The organism is Burkholderia multivorans ATCC BAA-247 (assembly GCF_000959525.1).
Classification (GTDB): domain Bacteria; phylum Pseudomonadota; class Gammaproteobacteria; order Burkholderiales; family Burkholderiaceae; genus Burkholderia; species Burkholderia multivorans.
Map to the genome: position 1 here is coordinate 308,111 of NZ_CP009830.1, position 17,546 is coordinate 325,656.

Consider the following 17,546-nt stretch of genomic DNA (forward strand, 5'->3'; position numbering starts at 1 on the left):
GCGGCTACGTCGCCTCGAGCGTGCGCGCATACGCGCGCCCGAGCCGCTTCACGCCATCGCCGATCGCGCTTTGCGCGACGCCGCCGTAGCCGAGCACGATGCTGCGATCGGCGAGCGCGTGCGGCGCGACGAAATGCGGCCGGCCGAGAATCAGGCCGTCCGCGCGCGCGACGTCGGTCAGCGCACGCGTCGACACGTCCGCATCGAAGCTCGCGAACAGATGCAGTCCCGCGCGCGCGTCCGACAGCCGGATCGTGCTGCCGAATTCCGCATGCAGCGCGTCGCGCAGCAACTGCTGACGCTGCGCGTATTCGATCCGCATCCGCCGCACGTGCTGCGCGAAGTGGCCGTCGTCGATGAAGTCGGCGAGCGCGGCCTGGATGTGCAGCTGGCCGGGGCGGTACAGCTTCGCGCAGGCCTTCGCGAACGTGTCGGCCAGATGCGCGGGCACGACCAGATAGGCGATGCGCACGCCCGGATACATCGCCTTGCTGAACGTGCCGCCGTAAATCACGCGCGCGTCGCTGTCGAGTCCTTGAAGCGACGGCAGCGGCATGCCGTCGTAGCGGAATTCGCTGTCGTAGTCGTCTTCCATCACCCACAGGTTCCGGGTGCGTGCGCTCTGCAGCAGTTCGAGCCGGCGCGACAGCGGCATCACGGCGCCGGTCGGATACTGGTGCGACGGGCTCGTCACGACCAGCCGCGCGCGCGCCGGCGTATCGATGTCGTTCAGCGACAGGCCGGCCGCATCGATCGCGCTCGCGACGAGTTCGAGGCCGGCGGCCGACAGCACGGTCGGGAACGCCCAGTGACACGGGTTCTCGACGATCGCGACGTCGCCCGGATCGGCGAGCAGCCGCGCACAGAGATCGATCGACTGGTGCGTACCGGACGTGATGATGACCTGCTCGGGCTCGCAGACGACCGAGCGCGAGATCTTCAGGTAGCGCGCGACCGCGGCGCGCAGCGGCGCGTAGCCGCCGTCGAGCGCATAGCCGGACAGCGACAGGTCGCCCTTGCCGATATGCCGCGCGATCAGCCGGCGCCATACGTGAAACGGGAACATCGGCGTGTCGGCGACGCCGGGCACGAACGGGCCGTAGCTTTGCGTGACGCCGCCCGGCAGCCGGTCGAGCATCGCGCCGCGCTGCGACAGCGTCATCGAATGGCGCGTATGCACGATTTCGCCGGGGCCGCTCAGCGGCCGCGGGCTCGTCGGCGCGACGAACGTGCCGCTGCCGGTGCGCGCGACGAGATAGTTCTCGGCGATCAGTCGATCGTAGGCGAGCGAGACGGTGATCCGGGAAATGCCGAGTTCCTGCGCGAGCGTGCGCGACGACGGCAGTTTCTGCCCCGCGGCGAGCGTATGATCCAGCACACCGCGCCGCACGACGTCGTAGATCCGGTGCTGCAGCGTATCGCTGCCGCCATCGGACAATGCGCGCGCCAACAGGTCGGTCAACAGGACGGCTCGCATGAAATGGCATTATCATCGAGTGCGATTTGGCTATACAGGCTATAGCCATTGATTGCTATAGTCAATTCACGCGCGCGGGGTAACCGGCGGCCGCCGAATACGTAGAACGAGAACGGCGCCGGCATGCGCGCGATGCATCGGACACGGCTTCGCAGGAGACCAACAGAATGAAGGCCGATGATGTGATCGTCAGTTTTCGCGGCGTGCGAAAGACCTACGACGGCGAGACGCTCGTCGTCAAATCGCTGGATCTCGACATTCGCCGCGGCGAATTCCTGACGCTGCTCGGGCCGTCCGGCTCGGGCAAGACCACGTGCCTGATGATGCTGGCGGGCTTCGAATTCCCGACCGGCGGCGAAATCCGCCTCGACGGCGAGCTGCTCAATCACGTGCCGCCGCACAAGCGCAACATCGGCATGGTGTTCCAGAACTACGCGCTGTTTCCGCATCTGACGGTGGAGCAGAACGTCGCCTATCCGCTGACGGTGCGCAAGCTGCCGGCGGGCGAGCGCGCCGAGCGCGTCGCACATGCGCTGAAGATGGTGCAGATGGAGCGCTTCGCGAAGCGCTATCCGGCGCAGCTGTCCGGCGGCCAGCAGCAGCGCATTGCGCTCGCGCGTGCGCTGGTGTTCGAGCCGAAGCTCGTGCTGATGGACGAACCGCTCGGCGCGCTCGACAAGCAGCTGCGCGAGCACATGCAGTACGAGCTGAAGGCGCTGCACGAGAAGCTCGGCGTGACATTCGTCTACGTGACGCACGATCAGGGCGAGGCGCTGACGATGTCGGACCGCGTGGCGGTATTCGACAAGGGCATCGTGCAGCAGCTCGACACGGTGGACCGGCTCTACGAATCGCCGTGCAACGAATTCGTCGCGAACTTCATCGGCGACAGCAACCGGCTGCGCGGCACGATCGCGCGCGTCGACGGCGAGTTCTGCGAGCTGCGGCTCGGCGACGGCACGCGCCTCGTCGGGCGCAACGTCGCGAATGCCGCGCCCGGCGCAGCCGCAATCGCGTGCATCCGTCCGGAACGCATGCGTCTTTCCCGCGAGCCGGAACCGCCGGCCCCGCACGACGTCGCCGCGAATCGCGTCGCGGGCGAAGCGCTCGGGCTGATTTATTTCGGCGATCATGTGCGCATGCGTTGCGCCGTGCCCGGACAAGGCGAGTGCTTCGTCAAGGTGCCGCTCGGCACCGAAGCGCTCGACAACTTTTTCCCCGGCGCGCCGGTTTCGCTGTCGTTCGCGCCCGCGCATCTGCGCGTGTTCGCGTAACGCCGGCGCGGCCGCCGGTTTCCCCGCAGTCTGTCAGTTGTCGTCGATCACCGCCACTACGCATTTTCACCGCGACCGGAGAGGAACCACCATGAATCGAACCCGCTTTACCGCACGCCGCATTGCCGTTGCGCTGACGTTGGCCGCATTCGGCGCGTCGGCATCCGCTGCCGAACTGACGGTCGTCAACTTCGGCGGCGCGAACGGCGATGCGCAGAAGGCCGCTTTCAACCAGCCGTTCGAGAAGGCGACCGGCAACAAGGTCACCGCCGTCGAATACAACGGCGAGCAGGCGAAGGTGAAGGCGATGGTCGAGGCGAAGCACGTGAGTTGGGACGTCGTCGACGTCGAGTCCGGCGACGTCGGCCGCGGCTGCGACGAAGGCCTTTACGAGAAGCTCGACTGGTCGAAGATCGCGAAGAAGACCGATCTGATTCCCGAGGCGTACCAGACCTGCGGCGCGGGCATTTTCGTCTGGTCGACGGTGCTGTCGTACAACGCCGACAAGCTGAAGACCGCACCGGCGAGCTGGGCCGATTTCTGGGACGTGAAGAAATTCCCCGGCAAGCGTGCGATGCGCAAGGGTGCACGCTACAACCTCGAGTTCGCGCTGATGGCCGACGGCGTCGCGCCGAAGGACGTCTACAAGGTGCTGAACACGAAGGCCGGCCAGGATCGTGCGTTCAAGAAGCTCGACGAGCTGAAGCCGAACATTCAGTGGTGGGAAGCGGGCGCACAGCCGCCGCAGTTCCTCGTTGCCGGCGACGTCGTGATGTCGACCGCGTTCAGCGGCCGCATCGACGCGGCGCGCAAGGAAGGCAAGAACCTGAAGATCGTGTGGAACGGCAGCATCTACGATCTCGACTACTGGGCGATTCCGAAGGGTTCGCCGAACAAGGCGCTCGCCGAGCAGTTCATCGCCTACACGCTGACGCCGAAGCCGCAGCAGGCATATGCACAGCACATCGCGTACGGCCCGGTGAACCTCGCCGCGATCAAGTCGCTCGACGCGAAGACGCTCGCGAATCTGCCGAATTCGCCGGCCAACGGCAAGAACGCCGTGCTGCAGGACATCGGCTTCTGGACCGACCACGGCGACGAGCTCGAGCAGCGCTTCGCCGCGTGGGCGTCGAAGTGAGTCCGCAGTGCGCGGGCGCGTGCGCGTCCAGGCACTGACGTTGTCCGCCGTGCGATGCAGCGGTACGCATCGCACGGCTTTCCGCCGGACCGCGAGTCGCGGTTCGCGGTCCGGTCCGGAGACACCTCCGTTGAACACGATGACGATCGCTTCTTCCCCGACGTCGACGGCCGCGCTCAAGCGTGAACTGAAAGCCGCCGAAGCGCGCAAGCGCACGATGGCGCTGCTGCTGATCGCGCCGCTCGCGATCTTCCTGCTGCTGGTGTTCGTCGTGCCGATCGGCACGCTGCTCACGCGCGCGGTGCAGAACCCCGAGATCGCCGCCGCGCTGCCGAACACGGTCGCCGCGCTGTCGAAGTGGGACCGCAAGACGCCGCCCGCCGACGCCGCTTACGCGGCGCTCGCCACCGACATGACGAAAGTCGCCGACAGCGACGCGATGGGTGCGCTCGCACGGCGGCTGAACACCGAGATTCCCGGCTATCGCTCGCTCGTCGCGAAAACGGCGCGCGCGATGCCGCTGAAAAGCGACGATGGCACGGCGCTGACGCCGGCCGGCACGCGCGGCAAACTGCTCGAACTCGATGCGCGCTGGGGCGAGATCGCCTACTGGCAGGCCATCGCCAAAAACGGCAGCGCCTATTCGCCGTTCTATTTGCTGGCCGCGCTCGATCACAAGCAGGACGGCTTCGGTAACATCGTGCACGCCGATCCGGATCAGTCGATCTATCTGGCGATCTTCGGTCGCACGTTCGTGATCGGCATCGCCGTGACGCTGTTCGCGCTGCTGCTCGGCTATCCGCTCGCCTACTGGATCTCGACGCTGTCGGAGCGGCGCGCGAACCTGGCGATGATCCTCGTGCTGATTCCGTTCTGGACCTCGGTGCTCGTGCGCGTGGCCGCGTGGATCGTGCTGCTGCAGAACGAAGGGCTGATCAACAAGGCGCTGATCGGCAGCGGCCTGATCGCGCATCCGCTCGCGCTGCTGTTCAATCGCGTGGGCGTCTATATCTCGATGACGCACATCCTGCTGCCGTTCATGATCCTGCCGCTGTACAGCGTGATGAAGTCGATTCCGCCGACCTACCAGCGCGCGGCCGTCTCGCTCGGCAGCCATCCGTTCGCGGCGTTCTGGCGCGTGTACGTGCCGCAGACGTATCCGGGCGTCGGCGCGGGCGCGCTGCTCGTGTTCATCCTCGCGATCGGCTACTACATCACGCCGGCGCTGCTCGGCGGCCCGAACGATCAGATGGTGAGCTACTACGTCGCGTACTTCACGAACGTGACGATCAACTGGGGAATGGCGTGTGCGCTCGGCGGGCTGCTGCTCGCGGCGACGCTCGTGCTGTATGCGGTGTACGGGCGCTTCACGCGCACCAACGTGAGCCTCGGCTGAGCGCGGGCCGACAGGGAAAGGAGAACAGGACCATGAAACTGGCCAGGCCGCTGTTTGCGCCGCACATGTCGTTCGTCGAGCGCGCGTGGTACGTCGCGTTGCGCGTGCTCGTCGTGCTCACGCTGCTGTATCTGATCCTGCCGGTGCTTGCGATCGTGCCGCTGTCGTTCTCGTCGAGCACGTTCCTCGTGTATCCGATTCCGGGGTTCTCGACGCGCTGGTACGAGAACCTGATTGCGTCGGACGAGTGGCGCATGGCCGCGAAGAACAGCTTCATCGTGGCGCCGTCGGCGACGCTCGTGGCGACCGTGCTCGGCACGCTGGCCGCGATCGGGCTGACGAAGGCCGAGTTCCGCGGCAAGGGGCTGCTGATGGCGGTGCTGCTCTCGCCGATGATCGTGCCGGTAGTGGTGGTCGGTGTCGGCATGTATCTGTTCTTCGCGCCGCTGGGGCTCGCGAACACGTACATGGGGCTGATCGCGGCGCACGCGGCGCTCGGCGTGCCGTTCGTCGTGACGACGGTGGCCGCGACGCTGCAGGGGTTCAACCAGAACCTCGTGCGCGCGAGCCTGTCGCTGGGCGCGAACCCGATGACGACATTCTTCCGCGTGACGCTGCCGGTGATCGCGCCGGGCGTGATGTCGGGCGCGCTGTTCGCGTTCGCGACGTCGTTCGACGAAGTGGTCGTCACGCTGTTTCTGGCCGGTGCGGACCAGACGACGCTGCCGCGGCAGATGTTTACCGGCATCCGCGAAAACATCAGCCCGACGATCGCGGCGCTCGCGACGATCCTGATCGTGTTCTCGACGAGCCTGCTGCTCGCGCTCGAATGGCTGCGCGGCCGTCAGGCGCGGCGCGCGGTGGCGTAACGCAGAAGACGCCGCCAAAGACGCGAGGGACGCGAGAAACGCCGGAGACGAGCGCGCACGCGCGCGTGCGCCGCACGCTGCAAGTTCACCCATCGCGTATAGCGAATTGCAACCGGCGTGAACGGCCGCGCGAGCGGCATCGCGAAGATCGCAAGGCCGTGCATCGCCAACTCGCCCGCCGCAGCCCCCATCCCTGCCTGCTTCCTTGTCGATCCGCGCCGCGCATCGGTCACGCGCGCGATGCGGGCGCGCACCTTGCTCGACCGCGTGGCGGCGACGATGCCGTTGCCGCATTCGACAAGGAGGTCCGACATGAAAGCAGTCGTATTTCACGGTATCGGCGACATCCGCATCGATACCGTACCCGATCCGGAAGTCGCCGACACCACCGACGCGGTCGTGCGCCTGACGGCCAGCGCGATCTGCGGCACCGATCTGCACATGGTGCGCGGCACGCTAGGCGGCATGAAGCCGGGCACGATTCTTGGGCACGAAGGCGTCGGCATCGTCGAGGCGGTCGGCCGCGACGTGCGTAATCTGCGGCGCGACGACCGCGTGCTGATTCCGTCGACGATCGCATGCGGCCACTGCGTGTACTGCCGTGCCGGCTATACCGCGCAGTGCGACGTCGCGAATCCGGGTGGGCCGCGCGCGGGCACCGCGTTCTTCGGCGGCCCGGCCGACACGGGCGCGTTCGACGGACTGCAGGCCGAATACGCGCGCACGCCGCTCGCGAACGCGAGCCTGATCCGTCTGCCCGACGAAATCGACGACGATCGCGCGATCCTGATGTCCGACATTTTTCCGACCGGCTATTTCGGCGCGCAGCTCGCCGAAGTGAAGCCGGGCGATACGGTCGCCGTGTTCGGCGCGGGCCCGGTCGGGCAGTTCGCGATCGCGAGCGCGAAGCTGATGGGTGCGGGCCGCGTGATCGCGATCGACCGGATCGCATCGCGTCTCGACATGGCCTGTGCGCAGGGCGCGGAAGCGGTCGACTTCTCCGAGGAAGATCCGGTCGACACCGTGCTGCGTCTGACGGGTGGAATCGGCGTCGATCGCGTGATCGACGCGGTCGGTGTCGACGCGATGCGCGCGACGCATGGGCCCGCTGCGGCCGACCACGAGGCCGCGCGTGCGTTCGATGCGGAGGTCGACGCGGTCGCGCCGCGCCGCAAGCCGGACGGCCGCTACTGGGTGCCGGGCGACGGGCCGTCGCAGGTGCTGCAATGGGCGGTGCGCGCGGTCGCGAAGGCGGGCACGGTCGCGGTGATCGGCGTGTATCCGCCGCAGGCGCGCGTGTTTCCGATCGGCGAGGCGATGAACCGCAATCTCACGATCAAGATGGGCAACTGCAATCACCGGACGATCACGCCGCAACTGATCGAATTGGTGCGCAGCGGTGCGTTCGATCCGTTGTCGGTGCTGACGCAGCGCGAGCCGCTGACCAATGCGATCGACGCGTATCGCGCCTTCGACGTGCGCGAGCCGGGCTGGATCAAAGTGAAACTGGAGCCGTGATCATGGAACCCGCAACGAACCGCACCGAACTGAACGCGCGCTACGACACGTGCATGGCGGCATGCGACGCATGTGCCCATGCGTGCGACGCCTGCGCCGGCGCGTGTCTCGCGGAGCCCGACCCGCGCGCGCTGACCGCATGCATCGCGCTCGACATCGACTGCGCGCTGCTGTGCCGCTTCGCGTCCGGCGCGATGGCCCGCCGCAGCGTGCTCGCACCGCAGATCTGCGCACTGTGCGCCCAGGTGTGCGAGCGCTGTGCGGCGGAATGCCGACGCCATACGCACGAGCACTGCCGGCGCTGCGCCCTCGCCTGCGATGCCTGCGCGGCGATGTGCCGCGCGATGGCGTGAGCGCGGCCGCTTACGGGCGAGCGTGGAATTTGCGTGCGACGCGCTGAAGCAGCGCGTCGAGCACCGGCATTTCGACGGGCTTCACGAGGTGGTCGTCGAAGCCTGCGCTGGTACTGCGCGCACGGTCCGACGGTTGCGCGTGCCCCGACAACGCGACGCACGCGGTGTCGGCGAGCGCGTCGATCCGGCGCAACGCCTGCAGCAGCGCATACCCGTCGACGTCCGGCATCGTCAGATCGATCAGCATCAGATGCGGCGTGTAGTCGCGTGCGAGCGCGAGCGCTTCGTCGGCGCTGTATGCGACGCGCGGCGCGTGGCCTTTGACCTGCAGCAGCACCGCGAGCGTGTCCGCGGAGTCGCGGTTGTCGTCGACGACAACGATGCGCAGCGGCGCGACCGGCGTGTCGGCGGCCGCGCACGCGGCAGGAAGCTCGGGCTCCGCGCGCGCCGCGCGTTCGACGGGCAGACGGATGATGAACGTCGCGCCGTGGCCGGGGCCGTCGCTCTCCGCCGAGATCATCCCGCCGTGCAGTTCGACGAACGACCGGCAGATCGCGAGGCCGAGGCCGAAGCCATCGGTCGGCCGATGGGCCGCGCCTTCCTGCTCGAACAGATCGAAGATCGACTCGAGCGCGCCGGGCGCGATCCCGACGCCGCGATCGATCACGCGAATCGCGACGACCGGGCCTTCGACGCGCGCGCTGATGTCGATACGCCCGCCGCGCGGCGAAAATTTCGATGCGTTGTCGAGCAGGTTGTGCAGCACCTGCACGAGCCGCGCATCGTCGCCGCGCAGCACGATCGGCTCGGGCGGCAGATCGACGTGGATCTGCTGCTCGCGGGTCGCCAGCTTCGGCTGCACGCTTTCGACGCCGCGCGCCACGAGATCGCGTACCGTCACCGGCCGATCCTCGAGCTCGACCTTGCCCGACGTGATACGGCCGACGTCGAGCAGATCGTCGACGAGCCGCGTCAGTTGCGCGACCTGACGATGCACCGCGTCGCGGCACTGCGCGAGCGCGGGCGCCGGATCGGGCAGGCTCTGCAGCACGCCGACCGAATGGCGCAGCGGCGCGAGATGGTTGCGCAGTTCGTGCGCGAGCATCGCGATGAATACGCTGAGCCGATGCGTGGACGTTTCGAGTTCCTCGAGCCGCCTGCGCTCGGTCATGTCGCGCGTGATCTTGATGAAGCCGCACAGCTGATCCGACTCGTCGCGCACCGCGGTGATCGTCACGCTGGCCCAGAACAGCGAGCCGTCCTTGCGCACGCGCCAGCCTTCGTCCTCGAAGCGGCCATGTGTCGCGGCTTCGCGCAGCCCGTACGACGGGCGGCCGGCCGCGACTGCTTCGGGCGGGTAGAAGCGCGAGAAATGGTTGCCGACGATTTCGCTCGCGCGGTAGCCCTTGATGCGCTCGGCGCCGGCGTTCCACGTGACGACGTGGCCCTGCGTGTCGAGCATGAACACCGCATAGTCGGTGATCGAGGCGACGACGGTCTGGAAACGGAATTCCGCGAAACGGTGCAGCAGGTCGCCACCGTCCGGAGCGGGGGACGGCGGGGGATTCGAATGGGGTCGAATGTCGTCTTTCGTCATCAGAGGCGAGCTCAGCTGCAAATGGAACGCCATGGGCCGCCCGCAGGACAGCGGGACGGCGGCGCAGTGGCTGGGGGCGGCACCCCGAGAGCATACGGGATCGCCGCGTGATTCGCCAATCCGCATGCACGGACTGTGCCGGGCCGCACGCAATGAACGGATCCGATCGCTCGCGTCGCTCGCCGGCGCCGGCCGACCAGACCGACGACCGCGCCGCTTACGCACGTCGGTCGCCCGGACCGTCCGCGCCGGCCGCCTGGCGTCGCGCGCTCGCGGCCGGCACGGCACTTGCGTCCCTCGCACGCCCGACGACCGGCGCGGCCCGCTGCGGCCGCGCCGCGCATGGCAACCGCGAGGACATAGCGATGAGCACACTGAATCCCGACAACGAGCCGGCCGGCCCGGACGACGAGAACGCGAGCCGCGGCCGCGACGGGCGCGCGCTCGGCCCGAGCGACTCGTCGGACAGCGGCAGCGACACGGCCGGCGCGCGGCGCCATTCGTTCGACGTCGACTCGCCGCTCGACGCGCATGCGCTCGAGCGTGGCGACGCGACGCTCGACAGCGACACGGACCGCGCGGGCACGGGCGAGCGCGCGGCGGCGGACGGCGACGCGACGTTCGAGGAGAGCGCGGACATCGAGCCGGACCGGCTCGAACAGCTCGCCGAGCCGCCCGACGCGGGCGAAGCCGATGAATCCCACGAATTGGACGAGCGCGGCGGCGAGCGCGACGGCGAGCGTGGCGGCGAGCCCGGCTGACGCACACGCAAAAACTGCAATTCGGTTGCAGATCGGCACGACCGGCGCGTGCGGCGTACGCGTTCGGGCGCCGCACGCGCGGCATGCCGATTGCGCCGGCGACGCGGCGCGCGCGCCGGGCGGCATGGGGCCGCTCGCCGCGCACGCGGCCAAGGAGGACACGATGCAACGACGATATCCCGGGCGGCCGGTCGAACGGCGCGGCCCGCCCGATTGGCAGGAACGCAGCGAACGCGCGTACCGGGAGGCAGGCGAGCGCGGTTTTCCGGACGATCCGGCGCTGCGGCCCGAGGAGGACTACGAGTCCGCGTACCGGCGCTTCGCGAGCGAGGACGTCGGCCCCGAGGAATGGGGCAGCGAATGGACCGAGCGCGCGGCACGGCCCGCGGCGGAACTCGGCGGGCGCGGCACACGCACCGAATGGCACGGCGGCCCCGGCGGACCGGGTGAACCGCGCGGCGCGCGCGGTGCGGCGTACGACGCCGAGCGCGGTCGCGGGCAGCCGGGCGGCGGGCCGGACCCGCACCGATACGGCGGCGGCCGCGACGAGGCGCCGGGCCTGCGCGGACACTTCCGGCTCGGCTGGTACGGCGGCGGCGAGCGCGGCTACGACGATCCGCGTACGGCCGACGCGCCGGACCTGTCGCGCTTCGGCAGCGGCGCGGCGCGCGACGCCATGCGCGGCCGGCGCGGCCCGAAAGGCTATACGCGCTCGGACGAACGGATTCGCGAGGACGTCTGCGAACGGCTCGCGCATGCGCTCGACATCGACGTCAGCGACGTGAGCGTGCAGGTCAGCGACGGCCGCGTCGAACTCGACGGCACGGTGCCCACGCGCTGGATGAAGCATGCGATCGAGGACATCGCGGACGACTGCATGTGCGTGCGCGACGTCGAGAACCGCGTGCGCGTGAAGCGCGAAGGCGAGCACGACAGCGGCATGGTGCTGCACCCCGCGCAGCGAACCGTTACGCCGACCCAGCCGGCCGTGCGCGAGCCTGAGCCCGGCACGTCGGCTCAGGGCGCGGGCAGCGGCGACGCGGGCGGCGGCGGCACTGCAGGCAGCGGCGCCGCAGGCAGCGGCACCGCAGCGGGCACCGGCGGCACTGCGGCGGGCGGCACGCCGGGCCGCGAGCGCCATCACTGACGGAGGACGGCCGTCATGAACCCGCCACAACGGAACGCAGTGCGCGCATGACGCCGGCGACCGGGGACACGCGACGCGACACGCGCAGCCTGCGGCTGCGGATCGCCGGCGAGCTATGGCGTGCGATCTGGCGTTATCGCGCGCGCGTGCTCGCGGCGATCGCGCTGCTGGTGCTCGCGAAGGCCGCGGCCGTGTCGGTGCCGCTGCTGCTGAAGGAGATCGTCGACGACTTCGGCCAGCTCGCGCAGCGGCCCGCGTCGCTGCCGGTGCTGCTGCTGTTCGCGTACGCGGTCGTGCGGTTCGCGTCGAACGCGCTGAATGAAGTGCGCGACATGACGTTCGTGCAGGTCACGCAGAGCACGGTCGCCGCATTCACGGTACGCACGTTCGGCCATCTGCACCGGCTCGGCGCGCGCTTCCATTCGCAGCGCGAGACGGGCGCGGTCGTGCGCGACCTCGAGAAGGGCACGGCCGGCATCGGCTATCTGCTTGGCGTCGCCGTGTTTACGATCGTGCCGACCGCGATCGAGATCGGCTCGGTGCTCGTGATCGTCGTCAGCAAGTATGGCGGCGGCTTCACCGCGATCATCTTCGTCACGTTCGCCGTCTACGCCGCGTACACGATCGTGTTCACGCGGCGGCGCATGCGCTACCAGCGCCGCGTGAACGCGCTCGAGGCCGAATCGAATTCGCGCATTGTCGACAGCCTGCTGAACGTCGACACCGTCAAGTACTTCGCGCGCGAGGACGTCGAACGCGACCGGCTCGACCGCGTGCTGAACGCGTGGTCGGACGCGGGCGTCGACAACCAGTACGCGCTGTCGACGCTGCACATCGGGCAGAGCGCCTGCATCGGCGCCGGCATCGCGGCCGTGATGCTGCTCGCCGGCGAGCGCGTCGCGACCGGCGCGATGACGGTCGGCGACCTCGTGCTGATCAACGCGTACATCATCCAGATCAGCCTGCCGCTGAACGCGCTCGGCTTCGTGTTCCGCGAGGCGAACGACGCGATGACGAACATCGAGCGGCTGTTCGGGCTGCTCGACGCGCGCGGCAAGCCGGGCGAGGACGGCGACGTGCCGGGTGCGCAGCCGCTCGTCGTGCGCGGCGGCGCGATCGAGTTCGAGCACGTGGACTTCGGCTACGAGCCGAGCCGGCAGATCCTGTGGGACGTGTCGTTCCGGATCGAGCCCGGCCAGTCGGTCGCGGTGGTCGGCGGCAGCGGCTCGGGCAAGTCGACGCTCGCGCGGCTGCTGTTCCGGCTTTACCAGCCGGACGCCGGCACGATCCGCATCGACGGCCAGGATCTGCGCCTCGTCACCGAGCGCAGCCTGCGCGACGCGCTCGGCATCGTGCCGCAGGACACGATCCTGTTCAACGACACGATCGCGTACAACATCGCGTACGGCAAGCGCGACGCGACGCGCGCGGAAGTGGTCGCGGCCGCGCGCAGCGCGCAGCTCGACACGTTCATCGAGCGGCTGCCCGATGCCTACGACACGCGCGTCGGCGAACGCGGCGTGCGGCTGTCGGGCGGCGAGCGGCAGCGCGTCGCGATTGCGCGCGCGCTGCTGAAGGCGCCGCCGATCGTCGTGTTCGACGAGGCGACGTCCGCGCTCGACACGCGCTCGGAGCGCGCGATCCAGCAGGAGCTGATGCGTGTCGCGCAACATCGGACGAGCCTGATCATCGCGCACCGGCTGTCGACGATCGTCGATGCGGACCGCATCCTCGTGATGGAGTACGGCCGGCTCGTCGAACAGGGCACGCACGACGAGCTGCTCGCGAGCGGCGGCGTCTATGCGCAGATGTGGGCGCTGCAGGCGAAGCAGCGCGAGCTCGAACGCACCGAGGCGAAGTTCGCGCGGCAGCCGGTGCGCATCAATCCGCTCGTGTCGCAGGTGCTCGACGGGCTCGCTGACGCGGCCGAGCGGCGCGGCGTGCCGGTGTTCCGCCATTTGTCCGACGAGGACCTGATCGTGAAGGCCGATCCGGCCGCGCTGCGGCGCTTCGTGTGGGAGCTGTGCCGCAACGGGATCGACGTGAGCGGCAGCGGCGGGCGCGTCCAGGTCTATACGGAGCGGCACGATCCGGATGCACGGATCACGGTCGCCTGCGCGGGCGTCGATGCGCCGGAGCTGTCGCTGCTCGCTCTCGAGCCGCTGCAGAACGCGATCGAGGAGGCGGGCGGCTACGTCGTGCGCGAACGCGACGACGCCGGTGTCACGCTGCACGTCGCGCTGCCGCTCTGCGCGATCGCGCCGGCGTCGATGCAGCCGGCCGATGCCGTGCCCGTGCCGATCGCCGACAGGCCGCTCGACGGCCTGCGCATCGCCTGCGTCGACGATCACGACGAAGCGCGCGATGCGCTGACCGCGCTGCTGACGGTGGCCGGCGCGCAGGTCGACGCGTTCGCGTCGGGCCAGGCGCTGCTCGACACGCTATGGCGCGCGCGCCGTGACGACTGGCCGGCGCTGCTCGTCTGCGACATCGACCTCGGCGACGACGAGGAAGACGGCTATACGGTCATGACGCGCGTGCGTCAGCTCGAAGCGGCGCGCGCGAACGAGGACGGCGCATCGTCCATCGAAGCGCTCGCGCTGTCCGGCCACGCGCGCGAGCGCGACCGCGCGCGCGCCGTCGAAGCGGGTTTCCATGCGTATCTGACCAAGCCGGCGGCGCCGGCCGACCTGATCGCGGCGCTGCGCGCGCTCGCATTTTCCTCCGGAGACTCACATGCCGACTCATCTGAATCCGTCCCCCGAAGGGCTGACCGCACGTCGCGGCGGTAGCGCGTTCGCGGATCGCCAGGCCGCGATCGCGGCCGTCGAACTGCTGCTGCCGACGCTGTCGGCCGCGTTGCAGAGCGACTTCGTCGGCGACAGCGGCTGCCTGCACATCGTGATCATGGATCCGGCGCTCGGCCCGCACGACGCGTCGTTCGAAGACGCGATCCTCTACGAGTTCTCGCTGCCCGACCCGAAGGACTGGGACGCCGACTATCGCGCGTACGCGCGCGCGAAAGCGCGTTTGTCGTGGGAAACCGGCCGCGACGGCCATGTCGTGCAGGCGCTCGAGCCGTACCGGCTGCGCGCGGGCGACACGAACCTGTGGGGCGCCGTCGCGCAGCATGGGATCGTGGTCGGCGTATCGGGCGCGCAGCCGTGGTTCGACGAGGCGTTCGCGGGCTGCATCGCGCATTGCCTGCGCGCGCTCGCGAAGCATCGCGCGCAGGCGACGCCCGACGCGCTCGCGATCTGATCGCAAGCGCAGCGCGGTGCGGGCACGTTTTTACAGCCGGTTATAAAAAAGCCAGCGAACGCGCCGCGACGCGCGACGCAACGCGGTTCGAAACGGACGGGCACGAATCTCGCTGTCTTCCCTGCGATGACGCTTGTCACGACAAGCGTTCCGACGAAGTTCTTCTGACGCCGACAGGGAGGTACATGTGAACGGGACCCACGATCCAGCTCAACTGCCGCTCGCCGGCCGCACCGCACTCGTCACGGGCGGCGGCCGCGGGCTCGGCGAAGCGATCTGCGAGGAACTCGCGCGCAACGGTGCGCACGTCGTCGTCGCGGATCTCGACGGCGACCGCGCGGCGGCCGTCGCGCAGCGCCTTACGCGGCACGGCGTGAAGGCGGTCGGCCGTCCGCTCGACGTGCGCGACGAGGCGTCGGTGCTGCAGGCCGTGCACGATGCGCGCGAAGTGGTGGGCGATCTCGACGTGATCGTGAACAACGCGGCGATCGACGTGACCGCGCCGATCGACGACGTGAGCGTCGACGCATGGCAGCAGGTGCTGATGACGAACCTGTTCGGTCCATACCTGATGTGCCATGCGGTCGTGCCGATGATGAAGGCGCGCGGCGGCGGGCATATCGTCAACATCGCGTCGACCGCATCGAAACGCGCGTGGCCGAACGCATCGGCGTATCACGCGACGAAGTGGGGGCTGCTCGGTCTGTCGCATGCGCTTCATGCGGAGCTGCGCCCGGCCGGCGTGCGCGTCTCGGCGATCGTCGCCGGCGGGATGCGCACGCCGTTCCTGCTCGATCGTTTCCCGGACATCGACGAGGACACGCTGCAGCCGCCCGAGAACGTCGCGGCCGCGGTGCGCTTCGTGCTGACGCAGCCGCCGGGCACGGTCGTACCGGAAGTGATGGTGCTGCCGATGAAGGAGACATCATGGCCCTGAAGCACGATCCGCGTCCGCGCGGCGCCGTGCTGCTCGACAAGGACGGCACGCTGCTCGACGACGTGCCGTACAACGTCGATCCGGCCCGCATGCGGCTCGCGCCGGGCGCCGCGCGTGCGCTGCGCTCGCTCGCGTCGACCGGCATGCCGATCGCGGTCGTCTCGAACCAGCCGGGCGTCGCGCTCGGCCGCTTCACCGAATCTCAGCTTGGCGCGGTCCGCCAGCGTCTTGCCGAACTGTTCGAAGAGAACGGCGCGGCGCTGGCGGATTTTTTTTACTGCCCGCACCACCCGCAGGGCAGCGTGCCGCGCTATGCATGCGACTGTCTGTGCCGCAAGCCGAGGCCCGGCATGCTGCGCCGCGCGGTCGCCGCGCTCGGCGTCGAGGCCGGCGCGAGCTGGATGATCGGCGACATACTCGACGACATCGAAGCCGGCCGCGCGGCGCAGTGCCGCACGATCCTCGTCGATCGCGGCTACGAGACGGAATGGCGGATCGACGCGACACGCACGCCGCACTTCGTCGTCGACCGGCTCGATCTCGCGGCCGACATCGTCGTGCGCGAAACCGCGCGCCGTCACGGCTCGCGGGTGCGGCAATGAGCGCGCCCGCGTGGGACCGCGCGCGCCGCATTCTGTGCGTGCGGCTCGACAATCTCGGCGACGTGCTGATGACGACGCCGGCACTGCGCGCGCTGAAGGAAAGCGGCAACGGCCGGCATCTGACGCTGCTCACGTCGAGCACGGCCGCGGCGCTCGGCGCGCATCTGCCGATGGTCGACGACGTGTGGACGTACGACGCGCCGTGGGTCAAGCATCCGGACGCGCCGGCCGACCCGGTCGCCGATCTCGACATGATCGACCGGCTGCTGTCCGCGCGTTTCGACGCGGCGGTGATCTTCACCGTGTATAGCCAGAGCCCGTTGCCGGCCGCGATGATGTGCTGGCTCGCCGGCATTCCGCTGCGGCTCGCGCATTGCCGCGAGAACCCGTACCGGCTGCTGACCGACCGCGTCGCGGAGACCGAGCCCGATCAGCAGGTGCGGCACGAAGTGGCGCGCCAGCTCGCGCTGGTGCGCACGATCGGTGCGAAGACCGCCGACTGGCGGATGGCGTTCGAACCGGGCGACGCGGCGCGCCGGGCGGTGCAGGCGCGGCTGCGCGCCGCGCTGCAGCGCTTCGGCGGCCCGCGGCGCGGCGACGCGCATGGCTGCGGGCGCTGGCTCGTCGTGCATCCGGGCGCCAGCGCCGCGTCGCGGCGCTGGCCGGCCGAGCGCTTCGGCGACGCGGCCGCGCGCCTCGTGTCGCAGTTCGACGGCGTCGCAGTGACGGGCGGCAGCGGCGAACGCGCGCTCGTCGACGCGGTGTGCGAGCGGATCGGCCCGCGCGCGCTGCCGCTCGCCGGCACGCTGCCGCTCGGCGAGCTGGGCGCGCTGATCGAGACGGCCGACCTGCTGCTGTCGAACAACAGCGGCCCCGCGCATCTCGCGGCCGCGCTCGGCACGCCCGTCGTCGATCTCTACGCGCTGACCAATCCGCAGCACACGCCGTGGCGCGTTCCGCATCGCGTGCTGAACGTCGACGTGCCGTGCCGCAACTGCTATCGCAGCGTGTGCGAACAGCCGGGACATCCGTGCCTGCGCGGCGTGCGCGTCGACGATGTCGTCGATGCCGCGCACGCGCTGCTGCGCGGCAACGCGCGCGGTGCGCGGCACGCGGGTGCCCGCGCAGCCGCCGCGTCCGACACGTCGCTCGCCGGCAGCGCAGCCGGCGCGTCGAACGTGATTCCTTTCGCGCACGTCATCACCAGGAGCTGACG

The 17,546-nt window shown here is 69.6% G+C and carries 16 protein-coding genes; 13 read left to right on the forward strand and 3 right to left on the reverse strand.

The genetic code is table 11. From position 1 onward, the window contains the following. Positions 1-4: 4 nt before the first annotated feature. Positions 5-1,477, reverse strand: a complete 1,473-nt coding sequence (gene pdxR / locus NP80_RS01390; RefSeq protein WP_006407401.1) for a MocR-like pyridoxine biosynthesis transcription factor PdxR — start codon at positions 1,475-1,477, stop codon at positions 5-7. A gap of 167 nt (positions 1,478-1,644) precedes the next feature. On the opposite strand from pdxR, the gene NP80_RS01395 reads away from it, so the two are divergent. From NP80_RS01395 to NP80_RS01410, 4 genes are all read left to right on the forward strand, one after another. Then, positions 1,645-2,751, forward strand: a complete 1,107-nt coding sequence (locus NP80_RS01395; protein WP_045592819.1) for an ABC transporter ATP-binding protein — start codon at positions 1,645-1,647, stop codon at positions 2,749-2,751. 91 nt (positions 2,752-2,842) lie between these two features. Then, positions 2,843-3,889, forward strand: a complete 1,047-nt coding sequence (locus NP80_RS01400; protein WP_006398886.1) for an ABC transporter substrate-binding protein — start codon at positions 2,843-2,845, stop codon at positions 3,887-3,889. Between the two features lie 130 nt (positions 3,890-4,019). Next, complete coding sequence (locus tag NP80_RS01405; protein ID WP_045592821.1) at positions 4,020-5,285, forward strand: ABC transporter permease; 1,266 nt, start codon at positions 4,020-4,022, stop codon at positions 5,283-5,285. Between the two features lie 32 nt (positions 5,286-5,317). Next, complete coding sequence (locus tag NP80_RS01410) at positions 5,318-6,154, forward strand: ABC transporter permease (protein WP_045592824.1); 837 nt, start codon at positions 5,318-5,320, stop codon at positions 6,152-6,154. On the opposite strand, the gene NP80_RS01415 is transcribed toward NP80_RS01410, so the two are convergent. Continuing rightward, positions 6,130-6,468: a hypothetical protein gene (locus tag NP80_RS01415; RefSeq protein WP_035946001.1), complete on the reverse strand. Its 339-nt coding sequence runs from the start codon at positions 6,466-6,468 to the stop codon at positions 6,130-6,132. The genes NP80_RS01410 and NP80_RS01415 overlap by 25 nt on opposite strands. Between NP80_RS01415 and NP80_RS01420 the strand changes: the two genes are divergently transcribed. Continuing rightward, on the forward strand, positions 6,467-7,672 hold the full coding sequence (locus NP80_RS01420; protein ID WP_006398890.1) for a zinc-dependent alcohol dehydrogenase: 1,206 nt from the start codon (positions 6,467-6,469) through the stop codon (positions 7,670-7,672). The two genes, NP80_RS01415 and NP80_RS01420, sit on opposite strands and share 2 nt — an antisense overlap. Before the next feature lie 2 nt (positions 7,673-7,674). Continuing rightward, complete coding sequence (locus NP80_RS01425; RefSeq protein ID WP_006407406.1) at positions 7,675-8,025, forward strand: four-helix bundle copper-binding protein; 351 nt, start codon at positions 7,675-7,677, stop codon at positions 8,023-8,025. Positions 8,026-8,035: 10 nt separating this feature from the next. Here NP80_RS01425 and NP80_RS01430 read toward each other — a convergent pair whose 3' ends face one another. Beyond that, complete coding sequence (locus tag NP80_RS01430; protein WP_006407407.1) at positions 8,036-9,622, reverse strand: hybrid sensor histidine kinase/response regulator; 1,587 nt, start codon at positions 9,620-9,622, stop codon at positions 8,036-8,038. Positions 9,623-9,987: 365 nt separating this feature from the next. On the opposite strand from NP80_RS01430, the gene NP80_RS01435 reads away from it, so the two are divergent. From NP80_RS01435 to NP80_RS01465, 7 genes are all read left to right on the forward strand, one after another. Beyond that, a complete protein-coding gene (locus tag NP80_RS01435; RefSeq protein ID WP_045592895.1) occupies positions 9,988-10,383 on the forward strand; it encodes a hypothetical protein in 396 nt (131 codons plus the stop codon). A gap of 163 nt (positions 10,384-10,546) precedes the next feature. Continuing rightward, the gene (locus NP80_RS01440) at positions 10,547-11,530 is read left to right on the forward strand and encodes a BON domain-containing protein (RefSeq protein WP_045592897.1); all 984 of its coding nucleotides are present in this window, start codon (positions 10,547-10,549) and stop codon (positions 11,528-11,530) included. A 47-nt stretch (positions 11,531-11,577) separates the two neighbouring features. Beyond that, positions 11,578-14,322, forward strand: coding sequence for an ABC transporter transmembrane domain-containing protein (locus tag NP80_RS01445; RefSeq protein ID WP_006407411.1), 2,745 nt, complete (start codon positions 11,578-11,580; stop codon positions 14,320-14,322). Continuing rightward, positions 14,267-14,791, forward strand: a complete 525-nt coding sequence (locus NP80_RS01450) for a hypothetical protein (RefSeq protein ID WP_012217870.1) — start codon at positions 14,267-14,269, stop codon at positions 14,789-14,791. The genes NP80_RS01445 and NP80_RS01450 overlap by 56 nt, the downstream gene beginning before the upstream one ends. Before the next feature lie 187 nt (positions 14,792-14,978). Beyond that, positions 14,979-15,728 (forward strand): SDR family oxidoreductase, encoded by a 750-nt coding sequence (locus NP80_RS01455; protein WP_006398898.1) that lies wholly within the window; start codon positions 14,979-14,981, stop codon positions 15,726-15,728. Next, positions 15,719-16,330, forward strand: coding sequence for a D-glycero-alpha-D-manno-heptose-1,7-bisphosphate 7-phosphatase (locus NP80_RS01460; protein ID WP_006398899.1), 612 nt, complete (start codon positions 15,719-15,721; stop codon positions 16,328-16,330). Before NP80_RS01455 ends, NP80_RS01460 begins: the two co-directional genes overlap by 10 nt. Then, positions 16,327-17,544, forward strand: coding sequence for a glycosyltransferase family 9 protein (locus NP80_RS01465; RefSeq protein ID WP_006407413.1), 1,218 nt, complete (start codon positions 16,327-16,329; stop codon positions 17,542-17,544). The genes NP80_RS01460 and NP80_RS01465 overlap by 4 nt, the downstream gene beginning before the upstream one ends. The last annotated feature ends 2 nt before the right edge of the window (positions 17,545-17,546 follow it).